This window comes from Pseudomonas sp. TYF_14, from assembly GCF_043105275.1.
Lineage (GTDB): Bacteria > Pseudomonadota > Gammaproteobacteria > Pseudomonadales > Pseudomonadaceae > Aquipseudomonas > Aquipseudomonas alloputida.
Window position 1 is genome coordinate 76,625 of the sequence record NZ_JBICLK010000056.1, and the last position, 21,182, is coordinate 97,806.

At 58.3% G+C, this 21,182-nt stretch carries 26 protein-coding genes, 1 tRNA gene and 1 pseudogene; 8 read left to right on the forward strand and 20 right to left on the reverse strand.

The genetic code is table 11. The features are described from left to right. Positions 1 to 2 precede the first annotated feature (2 nt). Complete coding sequence (locus ACF8O8_RS15355) at positions 3 to 1,088, forward strand: 4-oxalomesaconate tautomerase (protein ID WP_392509932.1); 1,086 nt, start codon at positions 3 to 5, stop codon at positions 1,086 to 1,088. Between the two features lie 23 nt (positions 1,089 to 1,111). On the opposite strand, the pseudogene ACF8O8_RS15360 reads toward ACF8O8_RS15355, so the two are convergent. The 3 genes and pseudogenes from ACF8O8_RS15360 to ACF8O8_RS15370 form a co-directional block, all read right to left on the reverse strand. Then, a pseudogene (locus ACF8O8_RS15360) lies at positions 1,112 to 1,570 on the reverse strand (DUF3429 domain-containing protein). Between the two features lie 35 nt (positions 1,571 to 1,605). Beyond that, complete coding sequence (gene folE, locus ACF8O8_RS15365) at positions 1,606 to 2,166, reverse strand: GTP cyclohydrolase I FolE (protein WP_010953446.1); 561 nt, start codon at positions 2,164 to 2,166, stop codon at positions 1,606 to 1,608. Continuing rightward, a complete protein-coding gene (locus ACF8O8_RS15370; protein ID WP_010953445.1) occupies positions 2,151 to 2,564 on the reverse strand; it encodes a thiol-disulfide oxidoreductase DCC family protein in 414 nt (137 codons plus the stop codon). The genes folE and ACF8O8_RS15370 overlap by 16 nt, the downstream gene beginning before the upstream one ends. Before the next feature lie 200 nt (positions 2,565 to 2,764). Here ACF8O8_RS15370 and ACF8O8_RS15375 point away from each other — a divergent pair, with 200 nt between their 5' ends. Next, positions 2,765 to 2,944 (forward strand): hypothetical protein, encoded by a 180-nt coding sequence (locus ACF8O8_RS15375; RefSeq protein ID WP_049587653.1) that lies wholly within the window; start codon positions 2,765 to 2,767, stop codon positions 2,942 to 2,944. Between the two features lie 686 nt (positions 2,945 to 3,630). On the opposite strand, the gene ACF8O8_RS15380 is transcribed toward ACF8O8_RS15375, so the two are convergent. Next, the gene (locus tag ACF8O8_RS15380; RefSeq protein WP_079732514.1) at positions 3,631 to 4,089 is read right to left on the reverse strand and encodes an HIT family protein; all 459 of its coding nucleotides are present in this window, start codon (positions 4,087 to 4,089) and stop codon (positions 3,631 to 3,633) included. Between the two features lie 900 nt (positions 4,090 to 4,989). Continuing rightward, positions 4,990 to 5,157, reverse strand: a complete 168-nt coding sequence (locus ACF8O8_RS15385; RefSeq protein WP_392509933.1) for a hypothetical protein — start codon at positions 5,155 to 5,157, stop codon at positions 4,990 to 4,992. 398 nt (positions 5,158 to 5,555) lie between these two features. Here ACF8O8_RS15385 and ACF8O8_RS15390 point away from each other — a divergent pair, with 398 nt between their 5' ends. Beyond that, positions 5,556 to 5,798 (forward strand): hypothetical protein, encoded by a 243-nt coding sequence (locus tag ACF8O8_RS15390; protein ID WP_014860884.1) that lies wholly within the window; start codon positions 5,556 to 5,558, stop codon positions 5,796 to 5,798. Between the two features lie 149 nt (positions 5,799 to 5,947). Beyond that, the gene (locus ACF8O8_RS15395) at positions 5,948 to 6,211 is read left to right on the forward strand and encodes a DUF3077 domain-containing protein (RefSeq protein ID WP_003250694.1); all 264 of its coding nucleotides are present in this window, start codon (positions 5,948 to 5,950) and stop codon (positions 6,209 to 6,211) included. A 171-nt stretch (positions 6,212 to 6,382) separates the two neighbouring features. Here the strand turns inward: ACF8O8_RS15395 and ACF8O8_RS15400 are convergent, their stop codons facing one another. Both ACF8O8_RS15400 and ACF8O8_RS15405 read right to left on the reverse strand, forming a co-directional pair. Then, positions 6,383 to 7,099, reverse strand: a complete 717-nt coding sequence (locus tag ACF8O8_RS15400; RefSeq protein WP_392509934.1) for an SDR family NAD(P)-dependent oxidoreductase — start codon at positions 7,097 to 7,099, stop codon at positions 6,383 to 6,385. A gap of 45 nt (positions 7,100 to 7,144) precedes the next feature. Then, positions 7,145 to 7,630 (reverse strand): DUF2165 domain-containing protein, encoded by a 486-nt coding sequence (locus ACF8O8_RS15405; protein ID WP_392509935.1) that lies wholly within the window; start codon positions 7,628 to 7,630, stop codon positions 7,145 to 7,147. Positions 7,631 to 8,003: 373 nt separating this feature from the next. Between ACF8O8_RS15405 and ACF8O8_RS15410 the strand changes: the two genes are divergently transcribed. Continuing rightward, complete coding sequence (locus ACF8O8_RS15410; RefSeq protein WP_392509936.1) at positions 8,004 to 9,041, forward strand: diguanylate cyclase; 1,038 nt, start codon at positions 8,004 to 8,006, stop codon at positions 9,039 to 9,041. 204 nt (positions 9,042 to 9,245) lie between these two features. Here ACF8O8_RS15410 and ACF8O8_RS15415 read toward each other — a convergent pair whose 3' ends face one another. From ACF8O8_RS15415 to ACF8O8_RS15430, 4 genes are all read right to left on the reverse strand, one after another. Continuing rightward, a complete protein-coding gene (locus tag ACF8O8_RS15415; protein ID WP_049587643.1) occupies positions 9,246 to 9,764 on the reverse strand; it encodes a DUF1993 family protein in 519 nt (172 codons plus the stop codon). Positions 9,765 to 9,906: 142 nt separating this feature from the next. Further along, complete coding sequence (locus ACF8O8_RS15420; RefSeq protein ID WP_061405625.1) at positions 9,907 to 10,119, reverse strand: hypothetical protein; 213 nt, start codon at positions 10,117 to 10,119, stop codon at positions 9,907 to 9,909. Beyond that, positions 10,116 to 10,325 (reverse strand): 4-oxalocrotonate tautomerase family protein, encoded by a 210-nt coding sequence (locus ACF8O8_RS15425; protein ID WP_010953438.1) that lies wholly within the window; start codon positions 10,323 to 10,325, stop codon positions 10,116 to 10,118. The genes ACF8O8_RS15420 and ACF8O8_RS15425 overlap by 4 nt, the downstream gene beginning before the upstream one ends. 69 nt (positions 10,326 to 10,394) lie before the next feature. Beyond that, positions 10,395 to 11,126 (reverse strand): SDR family NAD(P)-dependent oxidoreductase, encoded by a 732-nt coding sequence (locus tag ACF8O8_RS15430; RefSeq protein WP_392509937.1) that lies wholly within the window; start codon positions 11,124 to 11,126, stop codon positions 10,395 to 10,397. Between the two features lie 113 nt (positions 11,127 to 11,239). Here ACF8O8_RS15430 and ACF8O8_RS15435 point away from each other — a divergent pair, with 113 nt between their 5' ends. After that, complete coding sequence (locus tag ACF8O8_RS15435) at positions 11,240 to 12,166, forward strand: LysR family transcriptional regulator (RefSeq protein WP_014753567.1); 927 nt, start codon at positions 11,240 to 11,242, stop codon at positions 12,164 to 12,166. A 373-nt stretch (positions 12,167 to 12,539) separates the two neighbouring features. Here the strand turns inward: ACF8O8_RS15435 and ACF8O8_RS15440 are convergent. From ACF8O8_RS15440 to thrS, 9 genes are all read right to left on the reverse strand, one after another. Further along, a tRNA-Pro gene (locus ACF8O8_RS15440) sits at positions 12,540 to 12,616 on the reverse strand. A 114-nt stretch (positions 12,617 to 12,730) separates the two neighbouring features. Continuing rightward, complete coding sequence (locus tag ACF8O8_RS15445) at positions 12,731 to 13,087, reverse strand: MerR family transcriptional regulator (protein WP_003250681.1); 357 nt, start codon at positions 13,085 to 13,087, stop codon at positions 12,731 to 12,733. Then, complete coding sequence (gene ihfA / locus ACF8O8_RS15450; protein ID WP_003250679.1) at positions 13,068 to 13,370, reverse strand: integration host factor subunit alpha; 303 nt, start codon at positions 13,368 to 13,370, stop codon at positions 13,068 to 13,070. Before ihfA ends, ACF8O8_RS15445 begins: the two co-directional genes overlap by 20 nt. Positions 13,371 to 13,374: 4 nt before the next feature. Next, the gene (pheT, locus tag ACF8O8_RS15455; protein ID WP_392509938.1) at positions 13,375 to 15,756 is read right to left on the reverse strand and encodes a phenylalanine--tRNA ligase subunit beta; all 2,382 of its coding nucleotides are present in this window, start codon (positions 15,754 to 15,756) and stop codon (positions 13,375 to 13,377) included. A gap of 31 nt (positions 15,757 to 15,787) precedes the next feature. Further along, on the reverse strand, positions 15,788 to 16,804 hold the full coding sequence (gene pheS / locus ACF8O8_RS15460) for a phenylalanine--tRNA ligase subunit alpha (protein ID WP_003250674.1): 1,017 nt from the start codon (positions 16,802 to 16,804) through the stop codon (positions 15,788 to 15,790). Positions 16,805 to 16,913: 109 nt separating this feature from the next. Next, positions 16,914 to 17,270 carry a 50S ribosomal protein L20 gene (rplT, locus tag ACF8O8_RS15465; RefSeq protein ID WP_003250671.1) on the reverse strand — a complete coding sequence of 119 codons (357 nt, stop codon included), beginning with the start codon at positions 17,268 to 17,270 and terminating at the stop codon, positions 16,914 to 16,916. A 27-nt stretch (positions 17,271 to 17,297) separates the two neighbouring features. After that, positions 17,298 to 17,492 carry a 50S ribosomal protein L35 gene (gene rpmI, locus ACF8O8_RS15470; RefSeq protein ID WP_003250667.1) on the reverse strand — a complete coding sequence of 65 codons (195 nt, stop codon included), beginning with the start codon at positions 17,490 to 17,492 and terminating at the stop codon, positions 17,298 to 17,300. Positions 17,493 to 17,552: 60 nt separating this feature from the next. Next, positions 17,553 to 18,104 (reverse strand): translation initiation factor IF-3, encoded by a 552-nt coding sequence (infC, locus tag ACF8O8_RS15475; RefSeq protein WP_012052879.1) that lies wholly within the window; start codon positions 18,102 to 18,104, stop codon positions 17,553 to 17,555. After that, complete coding sequence (gene thrS, locus ACF8O8_RS15480) at positions 18,104 to 20,026, reverse strand: threonine--tRNA ligase (RefSeq protein WP_392509939.1); 1,923 nt, start codon at positions 20,024 to 20,026, stop codon at positions 18,104 to 18,106. The genes infC and thrS overlap by 1 nt, the downstream gene beginning before the upstream one ends. Before the next feature lie 338 nt (positions 20,027 to 20,364). Here thrS and ACF8O8_RS15485 point away from each other — a divergent pair, with 338 nt between their 5' ends. Both ACF8O8_RS15485 and ACF8O8_RS15490 read left to right on the forward strand, forming a co-directional pair. After that, positions 20,365 to 20,670: a hypothetical protein gene (locus ACF8O8_RS15485; RefSeq protein ID WP_392509940.1), complete on the forward strand. Its 306-nt coding sequence runs from the start codon at positions 20,365 to 20,367 to the stop codon at positions 20,668 to 20,670. 162 nt (positions 20,671 to 20,832) lie between these two features. After that, a complete protein-coding gene (locus ACF8O8_RS15490; protein WP_003250656.1) occupies positions 20,833 to 21,045 on the forward strand; it encodes a cold-shock protein in 213 nt (70 codons plus the stop codon). Positions 21,046 to 21,182 lie beyond the last annotated feature (137 nt).

A 21,182-nucleotide genomic window follows, 5' to 3' on the forward strand; every position in this document is an offset into this window, starting at 1 on the left:
ACATGGGCCAGACCCGCATACCCTGCCTGCTGATGCGCGGCGGCACCTCCAAGGGCGCCTATTTTCTGCATGACGACCTGCCCGCCCCTGGCCCGCTACGTGACCGGGTGCTGCTGGCGGTGATGGGCTCGCCCGATGCCCGGCAGATTGACGGCATCGGCGGCGCCGACTTGCTCACCAGCAAAGTCGCCATCATCCGCGCTTCGCAGCGCGATGACGCCGACGTGGACTACCTGTTCGCTCAGGTGGTCGTGGACGAGGCGCGGGTGGACTATGGGCAAAACTGCGGCAACATTCTGGCCGGTGTAGGGCCGTTCGCCCTCGAGCGCGGCCTGGTGGCCGCCAGCGGCGCGAGCACACCGGTGCGCATCTTCATGGAAAACACCGGGCAGATCGCCGTCGCCCAGGTGCCGACCGCCGATGGCCAGGTGGAGTATGCCGGCGATACCCGTATTGATGGGGTGCCGGGCCGAGGGGCGGCGCTGGTGGTCACGTTTGCCGACGTGGCCGGCGCCAGCTGCGGAGCACTGTTGCCCACCGGCAACAGCCGCGACTGTGTCGAGGGTGTGGAAGTCACCTGCATCGACAACGGCATGCCGGTGGTACTGCTGTGTGCCGAGGACCTTGGCGTGACCGGTTACGAGCCGTGCGAAACGCTGGAGGCCGACAGCGCACTGAAAACACGCCTGGAAGCCATCCGCCTGCAACTGGGCCCACGCATGAACCTGGGTGATGTCAGCCAGCGCAATGTGCCGAAGATGTGCCTGCTGTCGGCACCGCGCAACGGCGGCACGGTCAATACGCGCTCGTTCATCCCGCACCGCTGCCATGCGTCCATCGGGGTGTTTGGTGCGGTGAGTGTTGCTACGGCCTGCTTGATTGAAGGGTCGGTTGCACAGGGCCTTGCCAGCACGTCCGGCGGTGATCGTCAGCGTTTGGCGGTGGAGCATCCGAGTGGGGAATTTACGGTGGAAATCAGCCTGGAACATGGCGTGATCAAGGGGTGCGGGTTGGTGAGGACGGCCCGTTTGCTGTTTGACGGGGTTGTGTGCATCGGGCGAGATACTTGGGGTGGGCCGGAGAAGTGACTCATCAATGGTTGCTTGGGGTTTCAAAAATGAATGGACACCGCAAGTGCACTGACCAGCAAACAGAGGCTCGCGACAGCCGTTAAATGCACGCGCATCGGCAGATATCACCCAGGCACGGCTTGCGCCAGCTTGCGATCCTGCCAAAGATGGCCGACAAAACCAGAGGTCAACACCAGACACCCCACCGGCACAGGCAGCAACGTGCCAACCCAACCGATCAGGGCCGGTATAACGCTCCACACCAGTCGCTCTTGACGCTGCTTTGCGGGCAAATCCTGCAACGTCATGGCGAACCCCCAGTGAAGGGCACCGACGAAGCTCAATATCACCGCGCCATAGCCGACCAGCATCATCGAGAAAAACGCTCGATATTCAGCCCAAAAAAGGATGAGCAGCGTCAAACCAATAAACGGCAGCAGGCCGCCGTAACCCAGGACAGTGAAGCGGCTTGGAGATAAAGCAGTAGCAACGGAACTCATCTGGGCGCCCCTTCGCAACGGTTCAAGATCGGATGTCAATTGTGTCGTCCAATGAGGTTAAGGAATTCGTGTCGCGTCGAGGGGGCGTCGCGAAATGCACCTAACATCACGGATGAAATCATCACCGAGTTCTGCTTCTCTACACCGCGCATCATCATGCACATATGCTTGGCTTCGATCACGACCCCCACCCCTGCAGCATCCGTGACTTCCTGCACGGCATACGCAATTTGCCGCGTGAGGTTTTCCTGTATCTGTAAACGACGGGCGAACATATCCACCACGCGTGCAACCTTGGAAAGGCCTAACACACGCCCTGTTGGCAGGTACGCGACATGCGCCTTGCCAATAAACGGCAGCATGTGGTGTTCGCACAATGAGTAGAGCTCAATGTCACGCACCACAATCATTTCATCGTTTTCACTCTCGAACAGAGCACCGTTTACGACCTCGTGAAGATCCTGGGCATACCCGTTGCACAAGTACTGCATCGCTTTTGCCGCACGCCGGGGGGTGTCCAGAAGCCCTTCGCGCTGCGGGTTTTCACCAATACCGACCAGGATTTCATGGTAGTGCTCGGCTAACGAATGTGACATTTGGACTCCTCACCGTTACAACGGTGCCCGCCATCGGGATGTGGTAGCCAGGCCAAGTGTGGCCTCAATCGACAGAACAGCCTGTAAAGAACCGAAAACAGGGGACGTAGCGGACGCCAAGCCAGTGGCGCGACCCACAGGCCCACATCGGCAGCACGCCAACTCCACAAGGTGGCGTCCAAGCCTGTAACCCAGTGCCCGCTCGCGAACCTTCCATGCAGGCATGACCTCAGTTGCTCAACCGTCAAGCCCAACGCCCCTGCATCGAAATCATCAGCACTGATGTCAACCAGGATGAGCTTTCCCCCGGTCGATTGCCTGCGCAGGAAGGCTATCTCCCGAGCGCACAATGGGCAGGCGCCGTCGAAGTACAGGGTGAAGGGCCACTTGCAATACATGTACAACCTCTCATGCTTGTACAAGTTTTTGTATAAGTTAGCTGAAACCAGGAAATTCGCAATGGGGGGCTGGGGGCGCGCCGATGGATTTGTGTTGCCGGTGAGATCGAGCGCCGCACCCGGATTTGCTAAGATCGCGGCCTTTCCGCTGGGTGAACTGCGTATTCACCCGAGCCCTTTGCAGCCTGCTGGAACACCCGATGAACAAACTGATCCTGCCTTTCGCCATCTTCGTTAGCGTCATCATCACAGGGAAGATCGCCGAGCATTACGGCCTGGAGGGCAGCTGGAAAGTCGGCCTACTGTGCATCGTTGCAGCTGCCGTCCAGATCGCGGTTACCCGCTTTCAGCGCCACCAGCGGCAGAAAGCCGAGCTTTGAGGGGGGCGCGGGGCCCTCTGGATGATCACGTTATGGGGACCTTTCTTTCACCCAATTTTCACAGTGGCTTGGGCAGGATGAAGCTATCCCTACGTGATAGTACTTAGCCCGCCTCGGCGGGTTTTCTTTTGCCCGCCTGTTTCCTGTTTAAGTTTTGAGGAACGGGAGCGGGTCGAAAAATCAGAAATAACCCCTTCCTTGTAGGCCATTTCCCAAAGATACTCCTCGCGCCTGATTTTCTTTGCACATGGAAATAGTCAGCCCTAGTCTCGGCCTGTCGCCACCCATTGGCGGCACGGTTTTGACAGACCGTGGTTCACTGAGAGCATGTGCGATGCCAGTTATGGCAGCTGTGCGTGGGTTACCTTCGTGTGTGCAGGGATTCTCAGTGCCCCCGGTCTGTCAACCCACAAACAGCTGCACTGAGAGGGTTTATGCTGAACATGTATTCGATTCATGTACCCCACCTACGGGCAGTTTCTGCCTGAGTGCGTCAGTGAGAACTCGAAATCCACGGGTTCTCGTACTGGAGACCTTATGGTATGGCGGGCTTGTAGAGGGCAGTTGAACGCAGGGCTATTTCAGCACAGGTCAGATCGCCTGTGCTGACTTGATTGGAGAATCCTTGGTTCTTTGCACGCAATGATGGGATTGGGGGACTTGAACGCATTAGAGCAACAAATCAATTAGTTACAAGACTTTATATGGGCAGCAAGTTCAGATAGTATCTTATCATCCGCCCTAACCGAATCATGTGAAGAAATATATCCTTCATATTTCTCAAAATACTTATCTACACTTGAGCTTATCTTTTTAAACGTACTATCAACGCCTGTACCGTGCATGGGGAACAACTTCGCATGTAGATGATCAACACCGTAGCCTTCTAGGATCATACCGGTTCTACCTACGCCCGGTAACGCTCTATCAATCAACAGCGCGGTTTTTTTCGCAGCCAACACTAAGTCCCGAATAACCGAGTCGGACTGCTCAAAGGCATAACTACCATAGTGCAATTTAGGAATAACCACAGTAAAGCCTGGCGTATTAGGAAAAATTGACAAAAATGACATATGACCTTCATCCTCCCATATAATATGGCAAGGTGAAGTACCGCTTACAATCTGGCAAAAAATGCAACTCACTCAATCACCCACTTATCATTCATAATAATATTTCGCTACATATTTACAAGATATACTAGCGGCATCCCATTCTATATAACTTTAGCGATGACTGCCGAAGACGCGAGACGCTATAAAGGCGATGACGCCTGATGACAACAGCGGTAATGTTAAAGTTCAGCGGCCCAAAGCTCGGCACGAGACCGCCTGGGTGAGGACCGATGGAAGCAACAGTCAATGGCTTAAGACTTTTTTCGGCAGGAATCGTCGTCAGCGGCGGGTTGTCAGATGCGGTGGTATTGCTGCCAACACTTGCTTGCGCAACAGCAGAAGCACCAAGTAGCACCGCAGCTAGCCCATGAGACCCATTTTTGCTTCATCTTTCATATAAAATCCTTTTATTTATTGCGAGTGATTATCATGACGCATCCGGACTTTAGTCGTTCGATGCCTACGAGTCAACTGTATGAGCCGAATCTGGCTTTGGAATAAGTAGCGCACAGCCGTTAGCCGGTTATGAGTTACCGCACACCATGGCGCCTGAGCGGGCGGCGGAGATCGTCAAGGCTGGATGCCGGCCCGCTCTGGGTTTTCGCTGGTTCTCCGTAGGTAAAGCAGTCGGCAACGTGCGTAACCAAGGGCCAGAACTGATTAAACCGGTCAGTGAGGAGAGCCGCCAAGGCGACCTAGAGCTCTAAGCTGGTAGTCGGTGATTGCCTGGCACTGCGATTCTGCAATCAGGCGAAGCCGCTCGACCCTCCGAGGGCGAAGGCCATTGGCTGATAGCCACCAGGTAGAGGGCGGCACTCAGCAGTGGCTGATCCACCGGGCGGACCTTGCGTAGGTAGCCGCAGGCCGCGAGCACGACCATCACACGCAGGAACAAGTCTTGGGCAGTCAGCGCTGAAATCAGGATGTTTTTCATATCAGGCACCTCGCGCCGTGACGAACGACCCCCATGGCAGCCTTGATCGCGGGGATGATGTTCATGGCGGTGAGGCCGAGTACGAACACTACCCCGCACAGCAGATCATCGGTGACCGCAAGCTCAAGCTTTGGGGCAAGCCAGGCGGTGACCGGCGGGGTCATGTAGACCGACAATCTACTGATCGACCTGATTCCGCAGCCCAACCTTTCTTTTGCCCGCCTGTTTCCTGTTTAAGTTTTGAGGAACGGGAGCGGGTCGAAAAATCAGAAATTACCCCTTCCTTGTAGGCCATTTCCCAAAGATACTCCTCGCGCCTGATTTTCGTTGCACATGGAAATAGTCAGCCCTAGTCTCGGCCTGTCGCTGCCAATTCAGCGACCGGTTTTGACAGACCGCTGACGTTGTCCTCATGTGCTCGCTTTCATGGCGGCTGTACGTGTGGGCACCCTGTGGTGCGCCGAGTGCCAACGTCTCGGTCTGTCAACCCGCGTACAGCTGCCACCATCTTGTTTGACAGCAAGGTTGAGGTAGCTCCACTTTCCGACGTTGGAGTTACGCCATGCTCAAGATCGTTCCAGACCCACCCCACCGGTCCCTCTGCCTTGAAGACACCCTGATCCAGGCCACGGATTACGCGCTTTGCGCTGCAACTGTCGTGCATCAGGCAATGCTGCTGCAGCCCAAGTCACCCGCGTCGATTCTGATGATGACCTCGATGCATGAACTGGAGACCTTGAGAGCTTTGCTCGAGTCCGCAATAGCCCAGGTGCAGATGCCCACTGAACCTCGCACTACGCACTGACGTCTCGCTGATGTACTGCCTGGGCCGGCCTCTTCGCGGATACCCTCCCCAGCACTCCCTCAGCCTTGAAGACTGCCGTGCTCCCGTAGGAGCGGGTTCACCCGCGAATAGGCCCGTACAGGCTGAAGCAATCTTGGGGAAACTGAACAATGTCCACAGAAGAAACCAAATTCACCGTCGGCAAAACCACCTTCTACCAAGGTGAAAACCAGACCCATCCCCTCTTCCGCATCGAAGCCGGCATCCCCTGCCAAAGCGCCCGTGAACAGGCGTCCGAGCTGATGGGCTATGCACGGGACATGACTCTGGATGGATTGATGGAAGATAAACCTCAGTTGATCTGGGCTTCGCACTACCTTTGCGCGTTAGCCAAGGCACTGATGGATGATGCTGAACTGGGCATGATGCGCTGAATGACTCATCATCGACTGGGTGCCTTCAAGACCTATGCGTCTCCCGATTTTGAAGGCGACCCAACGACCTAGCCCCTTGCCTCTTTTCTCGCTGGACGCGGTCCAAGATTCAGTTCCATCGACTGAGACATCAAAGCCGAACCCTCACGCAAAGGCTCCGGTGCTTTGGCCTCAGAAGCGCTCATCACCGATGGCCGGCAAGATCAGCTCCCGTACGAACGAAGCCCCGGACAAGCGCAACAGCGCGTCGACCATGGTGACCACATCATGCACCGGTACCTGGCGCCGCTCGCCACGTGCTGCGGCTTGTGCCAATGGCGTGTTCAGGGAGTCGTCGGTATTCAGATAACCCAGTTGGAGCACGGTCACGGCCAGGTTGTCATCCCTGAAACCTTCGCGCAGCGCATCAGCCATGCCGTTGAGGGCGAACTTTGAGGCGCCGAACGCTACCTCCGGGCGCCCACTCTGGCGAAGAGCTGAGGTCGAACCAGTGAGGATCAACTGCGGCCGGGGCGCACCAAGCAACTTGGGCACCAGGCGCTTGAGCAGAAGCAGCGTGGCCGTGATGTTCACCTCGACCAGCCTGGTGATCGATTCGTCGCTGTCGTCAAGGAATGCATAGTGCTCGCTGAAGGCGTTTTCTTCCCAGATGCCAACGTTGTAGATCAGGACATCCAAATCGGCAGGTGCCCGATCCGCGATCTGTGCTACAGCCGCCGTTGGCTTGGCAAGGTCGGCATCGACCCACTGCAGGTCGATGCCCGGGGCAAGGGCCAAGTCTGACGGCTGTTTGCGTGATACGCCGATCAGCGTGTCCCCTGGCTTGCCGAGCCCTTCGAGCAAAGCCCGGCCCAACCCTCTGCCGGCGCCTACGATCATCATTTTCATCCGTTGCTCCTTTTAACTGAAATGCTCCAAGCTTCCCTGGGCCGTTCAACTCCAGCGGACATTCAGTACGACGAAGTGCAGCAGGATCCAGACCATCAACAGCAGATGGGTCAGTTGCAACCCTTCCTGGCGGATCCAGTAGCCGAACCATATCCCGCCCAGCAGCATCGCGAACAGGAACCCGAGCGCTGCGCTCAAGGCCAGGTTCAACCAGGGCCGCGCCACCTCCAGGCCAGCGCCAAGCAGCAGTTCATAGCAGCCAACCCAAGCCGCGAGAACGGCAGCTGCCTGTGTCAGCACGATGATCGACAAGGCCAAGCGATGGATGGCGTGAGAGGTCATCGCTCGCACCAGCAGAGGGAGGCTGATTCCGGGAGGTTGGGTCAGCGGCGCCATCGACATGGTCTCCCCGATCGCCCCGGCTGAGCTGGTAAAGGCCTGCAGGTTGTTGATCAGGCTGATACTCAGCCACAAGCTCAAGCCAATGCAGCAGGTGATCTGGAAAATCAGCAGTGAAGTCGGAGTGTCCATTCCTGGTCCTTTGTGAGTTGGTTTCCGAAAGCAGCGAGAGCGTCCGGACGCCACTCTAAAACCTTGACTTAACTCGAGGTCAATACCGGTTTACCAATAAGGCAGCCAGGGGCGACAACCTCAACCGTTTGTTAAAGCCGCCTGTAAGTCTGAGAAGTTTGTCGAGGTCTTGGGCAACCGACCGAGCCGCGCCGATCAACACCACAGGTAATGCCCACTGGAGGATCCGGGATAGAGCCAACCGGTTTGCTATGCTCTCTATTCCGGCTGGCCTGGCCTGAAGGCGCCGAGCGTGTGCGGCATTGATCAAGATGCTTGAGAGTTTTCTATCCGCGTTTGTGGAATAAACGAACCAAGGAGTGGAATAACAGACATGCCAGCTTGTCCCCTACCCGCTGATGAAGCACTTCGTCAGCGCACACTTGATGACATGGACTTAGTCGATACACCGGCCGAGCATTATCTTGATACCTTGGTACGACTCACCCAAGAACTGGCCCAGGTGGAGACCGTTCTGATCAGCCTAATCGATCAGGATCGGCAGTGGTTCAAGGCTCGAATCGGTATCGAGGTAAGCGAGACGAAGCGTAATGTGTCTTTTTGCGGCTACGCGATTCTCGGTGAAGGTACCTTGATGGTTTCCGATGCCAGGTGCGATTCACGCTTCGAGGACAATCCCCTCGTGCTGAACCCACCCTATATCCGGTTCTATGCGGGCCACCCGTTACGTGCCTCAAATGGCAAAGCCATTGGCACCCTGTGCATGTTCGATCCTCGGCCGCGGAAGCTCAGCGAGGCGCAACAGGCTAATTTTCGGGACTTAGCCACGCTCACCGAGGGTTATTTGCAACTGCGGAGCCTAGCGCAGGTCAATCGCGCTCTGCGTGTTGAAATGGATCGCGGGCAGCGCAGGGCTTTACTTGATCCTTTGACACAACTATGGAACCGCGGGGCGTTGGCAGCGTTTCAGAACCGAGAGCTTCGTTTGGCTGAAGAACGAGGTTTACAGCTAGGTGCCGTATACGCAGACCTCGACCGTTTCAAATCCGTCAATGACGAGCATGGCCACGATGCTGGCGATAAAGTGCTCTGCGAGTGTGCCCGCCGACTGCGGGCTACGCTGCGGCCAGATGACCTGCTGGTACGCCAGGGAGGAGAGGAGTTTGTGGCCCTGCTACGGGTTAAAGATAGCCAAGAATTAACGCAGATTGCGGAGCGCTTGCGTCAGTCAATTGGCAGCGCGCCGTTTTTGTTGCCCGGCGGCCCTCGGAAGATGACCATGAGCATCGGATGCGCCCTGCTCACACAGGGTGAGCAGATTGATGATGCAATAAAGCGCGCTGACGGCGGTCTCTATGCGGCCAAACATGGTGGACGTGACCAAGTTGTCTATGTGCCAGCGTTATCCTGAGGAAGTTAAGATCTCCGGATCCGGGAGGGTACGCATCACATTCGGCTGAGTTACCAATTTGCCTGATCAGCTCGCTTTCAACTGATCGCCGCCCCTTATTGCAACCAGGGGCGGGAATGGCGTCCACATCGCTGGACAAACAAACTGCGACCGCCCCGAGTGGCGAGCGCGGCACAGTTGCTTAGCGCCCACCTCGTGCAGGATTCACTGTCGCAGATAGGCGAACATGTGCTGCACGTAATCGGCCTTTCCGAGCGGAACGCCGTTGTGACGCAGAATGTTATAGGCCGTGACTAGATGAAAGTAGAACTGTGGCGTAACCCAATTGACTGCGTACTCACTGCCAGTCATATCGAACGTGATGTTATTGGGTAGCTCGATTGCGAGCTTGAGGTCTGCTGCTGCATCTATCGCTGCGGCATCAGCAGTATCCAGTAGTCGTAACGTTCGCTCAATCAGAGCCTTCGCTGATGCAATGTCCTCTGGCGGCGAGAGCGTCTCAAGCGGCTGATGTGTAAGCCGCTGAACCGCCTCCTGTGCTTGGACGCACGCGTATTGAACCTGCCGAGCAAGATTGTGCATGTCAGGCGCTAGCCGAGACTCAAGCAAGATTATCGGATCGTAGCCCCCTTCAAGCGCGCAGGACTCTCCCTTGGACAACAGTGCCGATAGGGTCCGTAACATTTGGGCGAAACAGGGGATGGTGATTGCATGGATGGACATATCTCTTCCCTAAGTAGTTATTCGACATGGAGACAAGCGATCAACATTCAATACTCTGGCCAGCGTGCTGAATCCTAGCAGACAACTGCATCTCCCCCCGCCAACAGCATATTTTCTGGACCAAGTTCTTTCAGATAGCGATCTAAACCAGCGACCGACGCCAGTGGCCTTGTGCTTGGGTAACATTTTCCAATCCGTCGGACTTCAACACACCAGCATCACCCATACCGCCTTCGTCACGGGCCTGGATGTATTGCTCATGGCGGTCTTCAAGTGGATTCTCCTTCGCAAGCGTGTCGAGCCAAGGCCGCCCTGGAGGCGCTGATTCGCGCCGCCGGGGCAGTTCGGAACTCATCCCTGAGTTTCTTTGCTGCGGTACTCGGTGGTGGTCATGCCGGCGTAGCCCCAGTTATCGGTGTCGACCTCCTCGATCACGATATGGGTGAGTTCAGGTTTCTTTCCGAGCACTCGCTGCAAGGTCTCTGTGATTTCCTTGATGACCTGGGCTTTCTGATCACGGGTGACGCCGTCGCGAGTGATGCGGACGCTGACGAAGGGCATGGTATTACTCCTATGGGGTGGGGAAATGAGGGCAAGGAGGCGGGATGCCTCCCCGTTACGTTCAGCCTATTACCATTTGCCGACACTCATACCGCCGTCGACCGGCAACACCACGCCCGTGGTGAACCCGGCGTTGGCCAGGTAAAGCACGGCGTCGGCAATGTCGCTGACGCGGCCGATGTGTCCGGCCGGTTGCAGACCGTTGAGGAAGTCGAAGCTGGCCGGATCGTGCATCGGCGTCTCGATGATGCCGGGAGCCACCGCGTTAACCTGGATGTTGTGCGACGACAGCTCCAGCGCCAGGGCGCGGGTAACTTGGTTGAGGCCCCCCTTGATCAGCACCGGCAAGGCGGCGGGCACGGCGATGTTAGGTTGCAGCGCCACGGCAGCGGTGATGTTGATGATGTGGCCCTGACGCCGCTCGATCATGTGCGCGGCGGCGGCCTGGGAGGCGTAGACCACGCCCTTGAGGTTGGTCTCCAGCATGCTTTGGATGTCTTCCGGGCTGTAGTCGACGAAGGGTTTGGGCAGGAAGAAGCCCGCGTTGTTGACCAACACGTCGACCTGGCCGAAGGCGTCGATGCTCGCCTGAATCAGGCGGCGGGCGGTTTCAGGCTTGGCGATGTCACCGGCCACGCCGATGAAGGCGGCGCTTTCCAGTTGTGCCTTGGCCTCGGCGAGGCGTCCGGCGGAGCGGGCATTGCCGACCACATTGAAGCCACTGGCGAGGAAAGCCTTGGCCAGGCCGAAGCCGATGCCGCTGGAGGCGCCGGTGATCACTACCGTTTTGCTGTTGCTCATGTCGTTTCTCCCAATCAGGTGACGCAGAAGAGCGCCGTTGGGAGGACTATATTTTTGCTTTAGATAAGGATAAATATGGCAGCAAGAACTTCAGTTGATACATGGTGTAATCAATGCAGCGGCATTTTGACGACGTCCTACTCGGCAGCATCGAGCTGTTCTGCCTGGCGGCGGAGCTGGGCAGCTTCACCGCGGCCGGTCTCGCGGCGGGCGTGACGCCGGCAGCGGTCAGTCGCTCGATCAGCCGCCTGGAAGAGCGCTTGGGCTCCAGACTGTTCGTCCGTACCACCCGCAGCATCCGTCTGACCGAGGGCGGGCGAGGCTACTACGAACAGTGTCGTCAGGCGCTGACCCAGCTGGTGGAGGCCGAACGGGTGGTGACCGGGCAGCAGCAGGAGCCTTCGGGCACGCTGCGCATCAGCCTGCCCACGACCTACGGGCACCACCGCATCCTACCGCTGCTGCCCGAGTTTCGCCGGCGCTACCCGAAGGTGCAGGTCGACATCCACCTGGGCAACCGCAATATCGACTTTGTCGGCGAGGGCTACGACCTGGCCATCCGCGTGCGTGCACAGCCGGATTCGACTCTGATCGCCCGGCCGCTGGAAGACGCCCGGCTGGTGGTGGTGGCCACTCCAGATTACTTGGAACACGCGGGGGAACCGCAGAGCCTTGAAGAACTGGCGCAGCATGACTGCATCCAGTTCGAACTGCCCAGCAGCGGTCGGCGCATCGCCTGGCTGTTCGACGAGGAGGGCCGCGAACGGGAAGTACTCACCGAGGGCGGCTACATCTGCTCGGACGACGTGCTCGGTGGCGTGACCTTGGCCAAGCACGGCGCGGGACTGTTCCAGACCTACCGCTTCATCGTCGAGCGCGAGCTGGCCGAGGGCTCGCTGGTCGAGGTGCTGCGGCCCTTCGCTGGCCGCTCGCGGCCGTTCACACTGCTGTATCCCCAAGGCCGACACATGCCGTTGCGCCTGCGGGCCTTCGTCGACTTCATCATGGACAAGCGGCGCCAGTGGGCTGCTGGCAGCTGAGGGGACGTATCACTCTGTACCAGTGCCATGGTGGATGCGGTGCCGGTGGGCCAGTCTGTAATTGGCCTTGGACCGATCTCCGGTTTAGCACCCGCCGGCCCAGCACCGGGCCGAGCCGGTAGCATGGATGGAGTCACACTCACCTCAGGCGTACGCCACGATCTCGAACGAGGTTAAGCAGCACAACCTCAAATTCGGTGGAGCGCCTGCCTCGGCGGTCAACGAATACAGCATTCCGCTCTACATCCACGCCGATCCTGGCGAGGTTGACGGCATGCGAATTCGCGGTGGTGTTACCCTGAGTAGTCACGCAAAAGTCACGCACATGAAAAAGGCCACTCCTTTCGGAAATGGCCTAAGTCATTGAAATATATGGTCGGGACGGAGTGATTCGAACACTCGACCCCTTGCACCCCATGCAAGTGCGCTACCGGGCTGCGCTACGCCCCGACTGGGCTTTGAAGCATGTTCTCAATCTTGCCGAGAACGTTGAAGAATGTACCCTAACCCTCTGATAAATGAAAGCTTTTTCTTAAAAAATTTTCAATTCATCAGAAACCCGGCTTACTTCTTCAAAACCACCAACACATCCTCCAACTCAACAATCATCTGCCGAATCAGCTGCTTGTACTGGCTGGATTCATCCTTAGCCTCATCACTGGAGAGCCTCAACCGCGCCCCGCCAATGGTGAACCCCTGGTCATACAGCAGCGCACGAATCTGGCGGATCATCAGCACATCCTGGCGCTGGTAATACCGCCGGTTCCCCCGCCGCTTCACAGGATTCAGCTGGTCGAACTCCTGCTCCCAATACCGCAGCACGTGTGGCTTTACGGCACACAACTCGCTCACTTCACCAATGGTGAAGTAGCGTTTGCCCGGTATGGGGGGCAGTTCGTCGTTATGGCTTGGTTCCAGCATAGGCCTCAACCCGGGCCTTCAACTTCTGCCCTGGACGAAAGGTGACGACGCGCCGTGCGGTGATCGGGATCTCTTCCCCTGTCTTGGGGTTACGGCCCGGCCGCTGGCGTTTGTCGCGAAGGTCGAAGTTGCCGAAACCGGACAGCTTGACCTGCTCGTTCTCTTCAAGTGCGTGCCGAATTTCTTCGAAAAACAGCTCGACCAGCTCCTTGGCCTCACGCTTGTTAAGCCCCAGCTCCTCGTACAGCCTTTCGGCCATCTCAGCTTTCGTCAGAGCACCCATGCCGTTATTTCCTTAACGTGGTGTTCAACCTTTGTTCGAGCGAGGTGAGGATGTTTTGCAGGGTAGTGTTCACCTCATCGTCGTTAAGAGTGCGCGATGGATGCTGCCAGGTCAAGCCGACGGCAAGGCTTTTTCTATCAGGATCAATGCCTTTACCTTGGTACACATCAAACAGCCTGAGGTCTGTGAGCCATTCGCCTGCATTGTCACGAATTAATTCAAGCACCGCGCTAGAAGCCACATCACGTCCTGCGATCAAAGCCAGGTCACGACGGGTTTCCGGGAACTTGGACAGTTCGCTGAATTTCGGCAGGCGGCCTTCGACCACGTCGCCCAGCACCAGCTCGAACAGGAACACCGGGCGGTCCAGGCCCAGGGCCTTGGCCAGCTCTGGGTGAATGGCGCCGAGGTAGCCGACCAGTTTACCGTCACGCTCGATGACAGCGGTCTGGCCTGGGTGCAGGGCTGGGTGTTTACCGGCGCTGAAGGTGAAGTCGCTCAGGGCGCCGGAGTAGCCCAGCAGGGCTTCCACGTCGGCTTTGACGTCGAAGAAGTCGACGCCGTCGCGGCCGTTGGCCCAGCCTTCTGGCAGGCGGCTGCCGGTGATGACGCCGGCAATCATTGGCTGCTGCTGCAGGTCACCCAGTTGGCCGACAAAGCGCAGGCCGCTTTCGAACAGGCGCACGCGGTCTTGCTGGCGGTTCAGGTTGTGCTGCAGTGCCTTGACCAGGCCCGGCCACAGCGAGGCGCGCATGGCGGCCATGTCGCTGGAGATGGGGTTGGCCAGCAGCAGCGGCTCTACGCCCGGGCTGAACAGTTCGAACAGTTTCGGGTCGATGAAGCTGTAGGTGATGGCTTCCTGGTAGCCGCGGGCAACCAGCAGGCGGCGCAGGGTCGGCAGGTCACCGCGGGTTTCCGGCTTGCCCTGTGGGGCCAGGCGGGCTTGCGGGTAACGAACCGGCAGGTTGTTGTAGCCGTACAGGCGGGCCAGCTCTTCGATCAGGTCCACTTCCAGGCTGATGTCGAAGCGGTGGCTTGGTACGCTGACGGTCCACTGCCCTTCCCCGCTCTTGGTCGTGGTCAGCTCGAGGGCGTTGAGCAACTGCTCGACCTGGGCTGGGTCCATTTCCATGCCAAGCATCTGGGTGATGCGTTCGGCGCGCAGGGTGACCGGGGCTACTTGTGGCAGGTGCTGTTCGCTGACCGCTTCGACCACAGGGCCGGCTTCACCGCCAACGATGTCCAGCAGCAACTGGGTGGCGCGCTCCATGGCTTCGCGGGCCAATTGCGAGTCGACGCCGCGCTCGTAGCGGTGCGAGGCATCGGTGTGCAGGCCGTAGGAACGGGCTTTACCGGCGACGGAAATCGGCTCGAAGAAGGCGCTTTCCAGGAACAGGTCGCGGGTTTTTTCGGTGTTCACACCGCTGTGCTCGCCCCCCATGACGCCGGCGATGGCCAAGGCGCGGGTGTGGTCGGCGATCACCAGGGTGTCAGCACGCAGGGCCACTTCCTGGCCGTCGAGCAGGACGAGTTTTTCGCCCTCTTCGGCCATGCGCACGCGGATACCGCCGTTGATTTCCGCCAGGTCGAAGGCGTGCATCGGCTGGCCGAGTTCGAGCATCACGTAGTTGGTGATGTCGACGGCGGCGTCGATGCTGCGAACATCGCTGCGGCGCAGGCGCTCGACCATCCACAGTGGGGTTGGCTTGCTCAGGTCGACGTTACGGATAACGCGGCCCAGGTAGCGCGGGCAGGCAGCCGGGGCGCTGACTTCGACCGGGCGCACTTCGTCATGGGCGGCCGCTACGGCTGACACCACCGGGCGGGTGACCGGGGTGTCGTACAGGGCGCTGACGTCGCGTGCCAGGCCGGCGATGGACAGGCAGTCGCCGCGGTTCGGGGTCAGGCCGATTTCGATGCTGGCATCATCCAGGCTCAGGTACGTGCGAATGTCTTCGCCAACCGGAGCGTCGGCAGCCAGTTCCAGCAGGCCGTCGTTTTCTTCGCTGATCTGCAGTTCGGCAGCCGAGCACAGCATGCCGAAGGACTCGACACCGCGCAGCTTGGCCTTCTTGATCTTGAAGTCGCCTGGCAATTCGGCACCGATCATGGCGAACGGGATCTTGATGCCTGGGCGGGCGTTAGGGGCGCCGCACACAACCTGGAAGGTTTCCTGGCCGCTGCTTACCTGGCACACGCGCAGCTTGTCGGCGTCCGGGTGTTGTTCGGTGGCGAGAATTTCGCCCACGACAATGCCGCTGAACTGGCCGGCAGCGGGGGTAACGCTGTCAACTTCGAGGCCGGCCATGGACAGGCGGGCGACCAGTTCGTCACGGGAGACTTGCGGGTTGACCCAACCGCGCAGCCACTGTTCACTGAATTTCATGCTGTTCTCCTGAAAGTTGCGTCGATTGGGCCTAGCGGAATTGGGCTAGGAACCGCAGGTCGTTGTCGAAGAACAGACGCAAATCGTTGACGCCATAGCGCAGCATGGCCAGGCGCTCGGCACCCATGCCGAAGGCGAAGCCCTGGAACTCTTCTGGGTCGATGCCGGACATGCGCAACACATTCGGGTGCACCATGCCGCAGCCCATCACTTCCAGCCAGCCGGTTTGCTTGCACACGCGGCAGCCGTTGCCGGAACACATCACGCACTGGATGTCGACTTCTGCAGACGGCTCGGTGAAGGGGAAGAACGATGGGCGGAAACGGACCGCCAGTTCTTTCTCGAAGAATACGCGCAGGAATTCTTCGATGGTGCCCTTGAGGTCGGCGAAGTTGATATCGCGATCGATCAGCAGGCCTTCGACCTGGTGGAACATCGGCGAGTGGGTGATATCCGAGTCGCAGCGGTATACGCGGCCCGGGCACACAATGCGGATGGGCGGCTGGGTGGACTCCATGGTCCGCACCTGCACCGGCGAGGTGTGGGTACGCAGCAGCATGTTGGCATTGAAGTAGAAGGTGTCGTGCATCGCCCGCGCCGGGTGGTGGCCAGGGATGTTGAGCGCTTCGAAGTTGTGGTAGTCGTCTTCCACCTCTGGGCCTTCGGCAATGCCGTAGCCAATGTGGGTGAAGAACTGCTCGATGCGCTCGAGTGTACGGGTGATCGGGTGCAGGCCACCGGTGGCCTGGCCGCGGCCTGGCAGGGTGACGTCAATGCATTCGGCAGCCAGGCGAGCGCTGAGCTCGGCTTCTTCAAAGGCAGCCTTGCGGGCATTGAGCACAACGGTGACGCGCTCTTTGGCGTCGTTGATCAGCGCGCCGACTTTCGGCCGCTCTTCGGCTGGCAGGTTGCCCAGGGTCTTCATCACCTGGGTCAGCTCGCCCTTCTTGCCGAGATAATTAACCCGGATCTGTTCCAGGGCGTTGATGTCTTCAGCGCGTTCCACGGCCTCTAGGGCTTGGGAGACCAGCGCATCCAGGTTTTCCATGTACAGACTCCAGATACGAAAATAGGGGAAGAGCTTTGAAGGCTCTTCCCCTATCGATGACGTTCAATGCCCGGCAGCGCTAGCACCACCGGGTGATTGTCGCGGGTACTTAAGCCAGAACGGCTTTAGCTTTCTCGACAATCGCAGCAAACGCCGCTTTTTCGTTCACTGCCAGATCAGCCAGAACCTTACGGTCGATTTCGATCGAAGCCTTTTTCAGGCCAGCAATCAGACGGCTGTAGGACAGACCGTTGGTGCGGGCACCGGCGTTGATACGAGCGATCCACAGTGCGCGGAACTGACGCTTCTTCTGGCGACGGTCGCGGTAGGCGTATTGGCCTGCCTTGATGACCGCTTGCTTGGCTACACGGAATACGCGCGAACGTGCACCGTAGTAACCTTTAGCCAGTTTCAGAATTTTTTTGTGACGCTTACGAGCGATAACGCCGCGCTTAACACGAGCCATGAGTAACTTCCTCTATCTTAACCAGAATTAACGAACGCGCAGCATGCGCTCGACTTTTGCGACGTCGGACGGGTGCAGCAAGCTGGCACCGCGCAGTTGACGCTTACGCTTGGTCGACATTTTGGTCAGGATGTGGCTCTTGAAAGCGTGCTTGTGCTTGAAGCCCGAAGCTGTCTTCAGGAAGCGCTTCGCAGCACCGCTCTTGGTTTTCATTTTTGGCATGTTGGAACTCCGCATTCGATAAAATTACACATAATCATCAGGCCTGCCGTGCCCGGGAGATTACTTCTTTTTCTTGGGGGCGATGACCATCATAAGCTGGCGTCCTTCCATCTTCGGATGCTGCTCAACGGTGCCGTATTCGGCGAGGTCGGCTTCGACCCGCTTCAACAGCTCCATGCCCAGCTCCTGGTGGGCCATCTCACGACCACGGAATCTCAGAGAGATCTTGGCCTTGTCCCCATCGGTAAGGAAACGTACCAGGTTGCGTAGTTTTACCTGGTAATCCCCATCCTCCGTCCCTGGACGAAACTTGATTTCTTTGATCTGGATCTGTTTCTGGTTTTTCTTGGCTTCGTTAGCCTGCTTCTTCTTCTCGAAGAGGTGCTTGCCGTAGTCCATGACCTTGCAGACGGGTGGTACCGCGTCTGCAGAAATTTCTACCAGGTCCAGCTTCGCTTCATCAGCGATACGCAGCGCTTCATCAATCGAGACGATGCCAACCTGCTCGCCGTCTGCGCCAATTAACCGAACCTCGCGGGCCGAGATATTCTCGTTGATCGGGGCCTTCGGTACAGCACGCTTATCGTTTCTCATTTCACGCTTAATAGTCATTACTCCGATTCTTGGCGACCACGCCGGGAAACCGCTTGTGTCAGCAACTCAACGAATTGGGCGACGGGCATGGAGCCCAGGTCTGCGCCTTCGCGAGTACGCACAGCGACGGTTTGCGTTTCGACTTCGCGGTCCCCTATAACCAAAAGGTACGGGACCTTGAGCAAAGTATGCTCGCGGATTTTAAAGCCGATCTTCTCATTTCTCAAGTCCGACTTGGCACGGAAACCGCTTCCGTTCAGAGATTTCTCAACCTCGAGGGCGAAATCGGCCTGCTTGTCGGTGATATTCATGATCACCGCCTGGGTTGGGGCCAGCCACGCCGGGAACACGCCCGCGTAGTGCTCGATCAGCATGCCGATGAAGCGCTCGAACGAACCTAGGATGGCGCGGTGCAGCATGACCGGGCGGACTCGGCTGTTATCTTCGGCGATATAGCTGGCATCCAGACGCTCTGGCAGGTTCGGGTCGTACTGCAGGGTACCGCACTGCCAGTTACGGCCGAGGCAGTCGCGCAGGGTAAACTCGATTTTCGGGCCGTAGAAGGCACCCTCGCCCGGCTGGTATTCCCACTCAAGGCCGGATTCGGTCAGGGCGTCGGCCAGCGCTGTTTCAGCACGATCCCACAGCTCTTCGGAACCGACACGCTTGGCCGGACGAGTGGACAGTTTCATGGCGATGTCGCTGAAACCGAAATCCTTGTACACGTCCAGGGTCAGCTTGATGAAGTCGGCGGCCTCTTTCTTCACCTGATCTTCGGTGCAGAAAATGTGCGCATCGTCCTGTACGAAGCCACGCACGCGCATGATGCCGTGCAGGGCGCCGGACGGCTCGTTACGGTGGCAGGCACCGAACTCGGCGAGACGCAGCGGCAGGTCGCGGTAGCTTTTCAGGCCCTGGTTGAACACCTGCACGTGGCACGGGCAGTTCATCGGTTTTACCGCGTAGTCACGGCTTTCCGACGAAGTGGTGAACATGTTTTCGGCATAGTTGGACCAGTGGCCGGAACGCTCCCACAGGATGCGGTCGACAACCTGCGGTGTCTTGATTTCCTGGTAGCCGTTTTCGCGCTGCACGCCACGCATGTACTGCTCGAGTACCTGGTAGACGGTCCAGCCGTTGGCGTGCCAGAACACCATGCCCGGGGCTTCTTCCTGCAGGTGGAACAGGTCGAGCTGCTTGCCGATCTTGCGGTGGTCGCGTTTTTCGGCTTCTTCGATGCGCTGGATGTACGCAGCCAGCTGCTTCTTGTCAGCCCAGGCCGTGCCGTACACGCGCTGAAGCTGCTCGTTCTTGGCATCGCCACGCCAGTAGGCGCCGGACAGCTTGGTCAGCTTGAATGCCTTGAGGAAGCGGGTGTTCGGCACGTGCGGGCCACGGCACATGTCGACGTATTCTTCGTGGTAGTACAGGCCCATGGCCTGTTCATCCGGCATGTCTTCGACCAGACGCAGCTTGTAGTCTTCGCCACGGGCCTTGAACACATCGATGACTTCGGCGCGCGGGGTCATTTTCTTGACCACGTCGTAGTCTTTTTCAATCAGCTCCATCATGCGCTTTTCGATGGCGGCCATGTCTTCTGGGGTGAAGGGGCGCTCGTAGGCGATGTCGTAATAGAAGCCTTCGTCAATGACCGGGCCGATCACCATCTTGGCGGTCGGGTACAGCTGCTTCACGGCGTGGCCAACCAAGTGGGCGCACGAGTGACGAATGATCTCCAGTCCCTCTTCATCTTTAGGGGTGATGATCTGCAGGGTGGCGTCGTTGCTGATCAGGTCACACGCATCGACCAGCTTGCCGTCGACCTTGCCGGCAACGGTGGCCTTGGCCAGGCCAGCGCCGATGGAAGCGGCTACTTCGGCTACGGATACGGCGTGATCGAACGAACGTTGACTGCCATCGGGAAGAGTAATAACGGGCATGGCGCCTCCTCTCCTAGTGGTGACCCCTACCAAAGGTCACGTGGGTTGGGATGAGCCAGTACAAGATCCGACCTGCCTTCCGGTAAAAGGAAGCCTGCCCCACAGTGGCAGAAGCCTTTCGGCTTGTCAGGGACGAACCAGAGTGACTGGAAAGAAAAAAGATAGCTGCAGCCGGCAACAGCGCGACTGCAAGCCGAGCATGCTAGCACGCGGGTTGCACCCCAGGCAGAAATATTTGGAAATTGCACCGCAGCGGTGAACTAACGCGGAAAAATACCGCTCAGACTTTGGGAAGCAACCTACTCTTGATGAGACCTTAACCCAAGGAGTAACTGGTGATGCGAGTTCCGTCTCTTCTGGCCCTGGCGGCCGCTGGCGCCCTGCTGCTGCCCGTGGCTGCGAACGCCGGCAACTTCCCAGCCGGGAAGGAGGCCGCCTACATGACCCAGTGCACGCAAGTGGCCAGCGGCCAGGGCGTTGACGCTGCCACCGCGAAAAAACACTGCGACTGCGGCGCGCAAGCCATCAAAAAGAATTTCACCGACGCCGAGATTGCCGACCTCGACAGCAAGGACGGCGTTGACGCCAAACTGATGCAGAAGGCGCAGTCGGTGGTGAAACAGGCCTGCGCACCGAAGGGCTGAAACCTTAAAGCCGGTGATGGCCAGCCATTCTTTGAGCTGGATCAATATCCTGCGAAGGTAAAAGGCGCTAGATGCGCAGAATTAGACTATGATGTATCCCGTGCTCCGTAGCCTCGGCCGCATTGCACCACTGAAAAAACTAAATGTTCTGGAGATTCACCCATGTCCAATCGCCAACAAGGCACCGTCAAATGGTTCAATGATGAGAAAGGCTACGGCTTCATCACCCCAGCAGGCGGCGGCGACGACCTGTTCGTACACTTCAAAGCCATCGAATCTGACGGCTTCAAGAGCCTGAAAGAAGGCCAGACTGTTTCCTTCGTCGCCGAGCGCGGCCAGAAGGGCATGCAGGCTGCACAGGTTCGTCCGGAGTAATTCGGATAGCTGTAAAAAAACCCGCCCTTGTGGCGGGTTTTTTTATGGGTGATGCATCATCTGAAGGGGCGGGATTGCCTGCGAAACCGACTGTAGGGTGAATGGCACGGGCTTTGCCCGTGTTCGCGGGTGAACCC

Excerpts from the sequence above, each read along its gene's own strand:
- folE (WP_010953446.1), bottom strand. The coding sequence starts at position 2,166 with ATGTCACATTCGTTAGCCGAGCACTACCATGAAATCCTGGTCGGTATT.
- ACF8O8_RS15375 (WP_049587653.1), top strand. The coding sequence starts at position 2,765 with ATGAACAAACTGATCCTGCCTTTCGCCATCTTCGTTAGCGTCATCATC.
- ACF8O8_RS15370 (WP_010953445.1), bottom strand. The coding sequence starts at position 2,564 with ATGTATTGCAAGTGGCCCTTCACCCTGTACTTCGACGGCGCCTGCCCA.
- pheT (WP_392509938.1), bottom strand. The coding sequence starts at position 15,756 with ATGAAATTCAGTGAACAGTGGCTGCGCGGTTGGGTCAACCCGCAAGTC.
- ACF8O8_RS15385 (WP_392509933.1), bottom strand. The coding sequence starts at position 5,157 with ATGACCCCGCCGGTCACCGCCTGGCTTGCCCCAAAGCTTGAGCTTGCG.
- rplT (WP_003250671.1), bottom strand. The coding sequence starts at position 17,270 with ATGGCTCGTGTTAAGCGCGGCGTTATCGCTCGTAAGCGTCACAAAAAA.
- ACF8O8_RS15390 (WP_014860884.1), top strand. The coding sequence starts at position 5,556 with ATGCTCAAGATCGTTCCAGACCCACCCCACCGGTCCCTCTGCCTTGAA.
- ACF8O8_RS15425 (WP_010953438.1), bottom strand. The coding sequence starts at position 10,325 with ATGCCCTTCGTCAGCGTCCGCATCACTCGCGACGGCGTCACCCGTGAT.
- pheS (WP_003250674.1), bottom strand. The coding sequence starts at position 16,804 with ATGGAAAACCTGGATGCGCTGGTCTCCCAAGCCCTAGAGGCCGTGGAA.
- infC (WP_012052879.1), bottom strand. The coding sequence starts at position 18,104 with ATGACTATTAAGCGTGAAATGAGAAACGATAAGCGTGCTGTACCGAAG.
- ACF8O8_RS15430 (WP_392509937.1), bottom strand. The coding sequence starts at position 11,126 with ATGAGCAACAGCAAAACGGTAGTGATCACCGGCGCCTCCAGCGGCATC.
- ACF8O8_RS15420 (WP_061405625.1), bottom strand. The coding sequence starts at position 10,119 with ATGAGTTCCGAACTGCCCCGGCGGCGCGAATCAGCGCCTCCAGGGCGG.
- ACF8O8_RS15415 (WP_049587643.1), bottom strand. The coding sequence starts at position 9,764 with ATGTCCATCCATGCAATCACCATCCCCTGTTTCGCCCAAATGTTACGG.
- ACF8O8_RS15355 (WP_392509932.1), top strand. The coding sequence starts at position 3 with ATGGGCCAGACCCGCATACCCTGCCTGCTGATGCGCGGCGGCACCTCC.
- ACF8O8_RS15435 (WP_014753567.1), top strand. The coding sequence starts at position 11,240 with ATGCAGCGGCATTTTGACGACGTCCTACTCGGCAGCATCGAGCTGTTC.
- rpmI (WP_003250667.1), bottom strand. The coding sequence starts at position 17,492 with ATGCCAAAAATGAAAACCAAGAGCGGTGCTGCGAAGCGCTTCCTGAAG.
- ihfA (WP_003250679.1), bottom strand. The coding sequence starts at position 13,370 with ATGGGTGCTCTGACGAAAGCTGAGATGGCCGAAAGGCTGTACGAGGAG.
- ACF8O8_RS15395 (WP_003250694.1), top strand. The coding sequence starts at position 5,948 with ATGTCCACAGAAGAAACCAAATTCACCGTCGGCAAAACCACCTTCTAC.
- ACF8O8_RS15485 (WP_392509940.1), top strand. The coding sequence starts at position 20,365 with ATGCGAGTTCCGTCTCTTCTGGCCCTGGCGGCCGCTGGCGCCCTGCTG.
- ACF8O8_RS15410 (WP_392509936.1), top strand. The coding sequence starts at position 8,004 with ATGCCAGCTTGTCCCCTACCCGCTGATGAAGCACTTCGTCAGCGCACA.
- ACF8O8_RS15445 (WP_003250681.1), bottom strand. The coding sequence starts at position 13,087 with ATGCTGGAACCAAGCCATAACGACGAACTGCCCCCCATACCGGGCAAA.
- ACF8O8_RS15490 (WP_003250656.1), top strand. The coding sequence starts at position 20,833 with ATGTCCAATCGCCAACAAGGCACCGTCAAATGGTTCAATGATGAGAAA.
- thrS (WP_392509939.1), bottom strand. The coding sequence starts at position 20,026 with ATGCCCGTTATTACTCTTCCCGATGGCAGTCAACGTTCGTTCGATCAC.
- ACF8O8_RS15405 (WP_392509935.1), bottom strand. The coding sequence starts at position 7,630 with ATGGACACTCCGACTTCACTGCTGATTTTCCAGATCACCTGCTGCATT.
- ACF8O8_RS15400 (WP_392509934.1), bottom strand. The coding sequence starts at position 7,099 with ATGAAAATGATGATCGTAGGCGCCGGCAGAGGGTTGGGCCGGGCTTTG.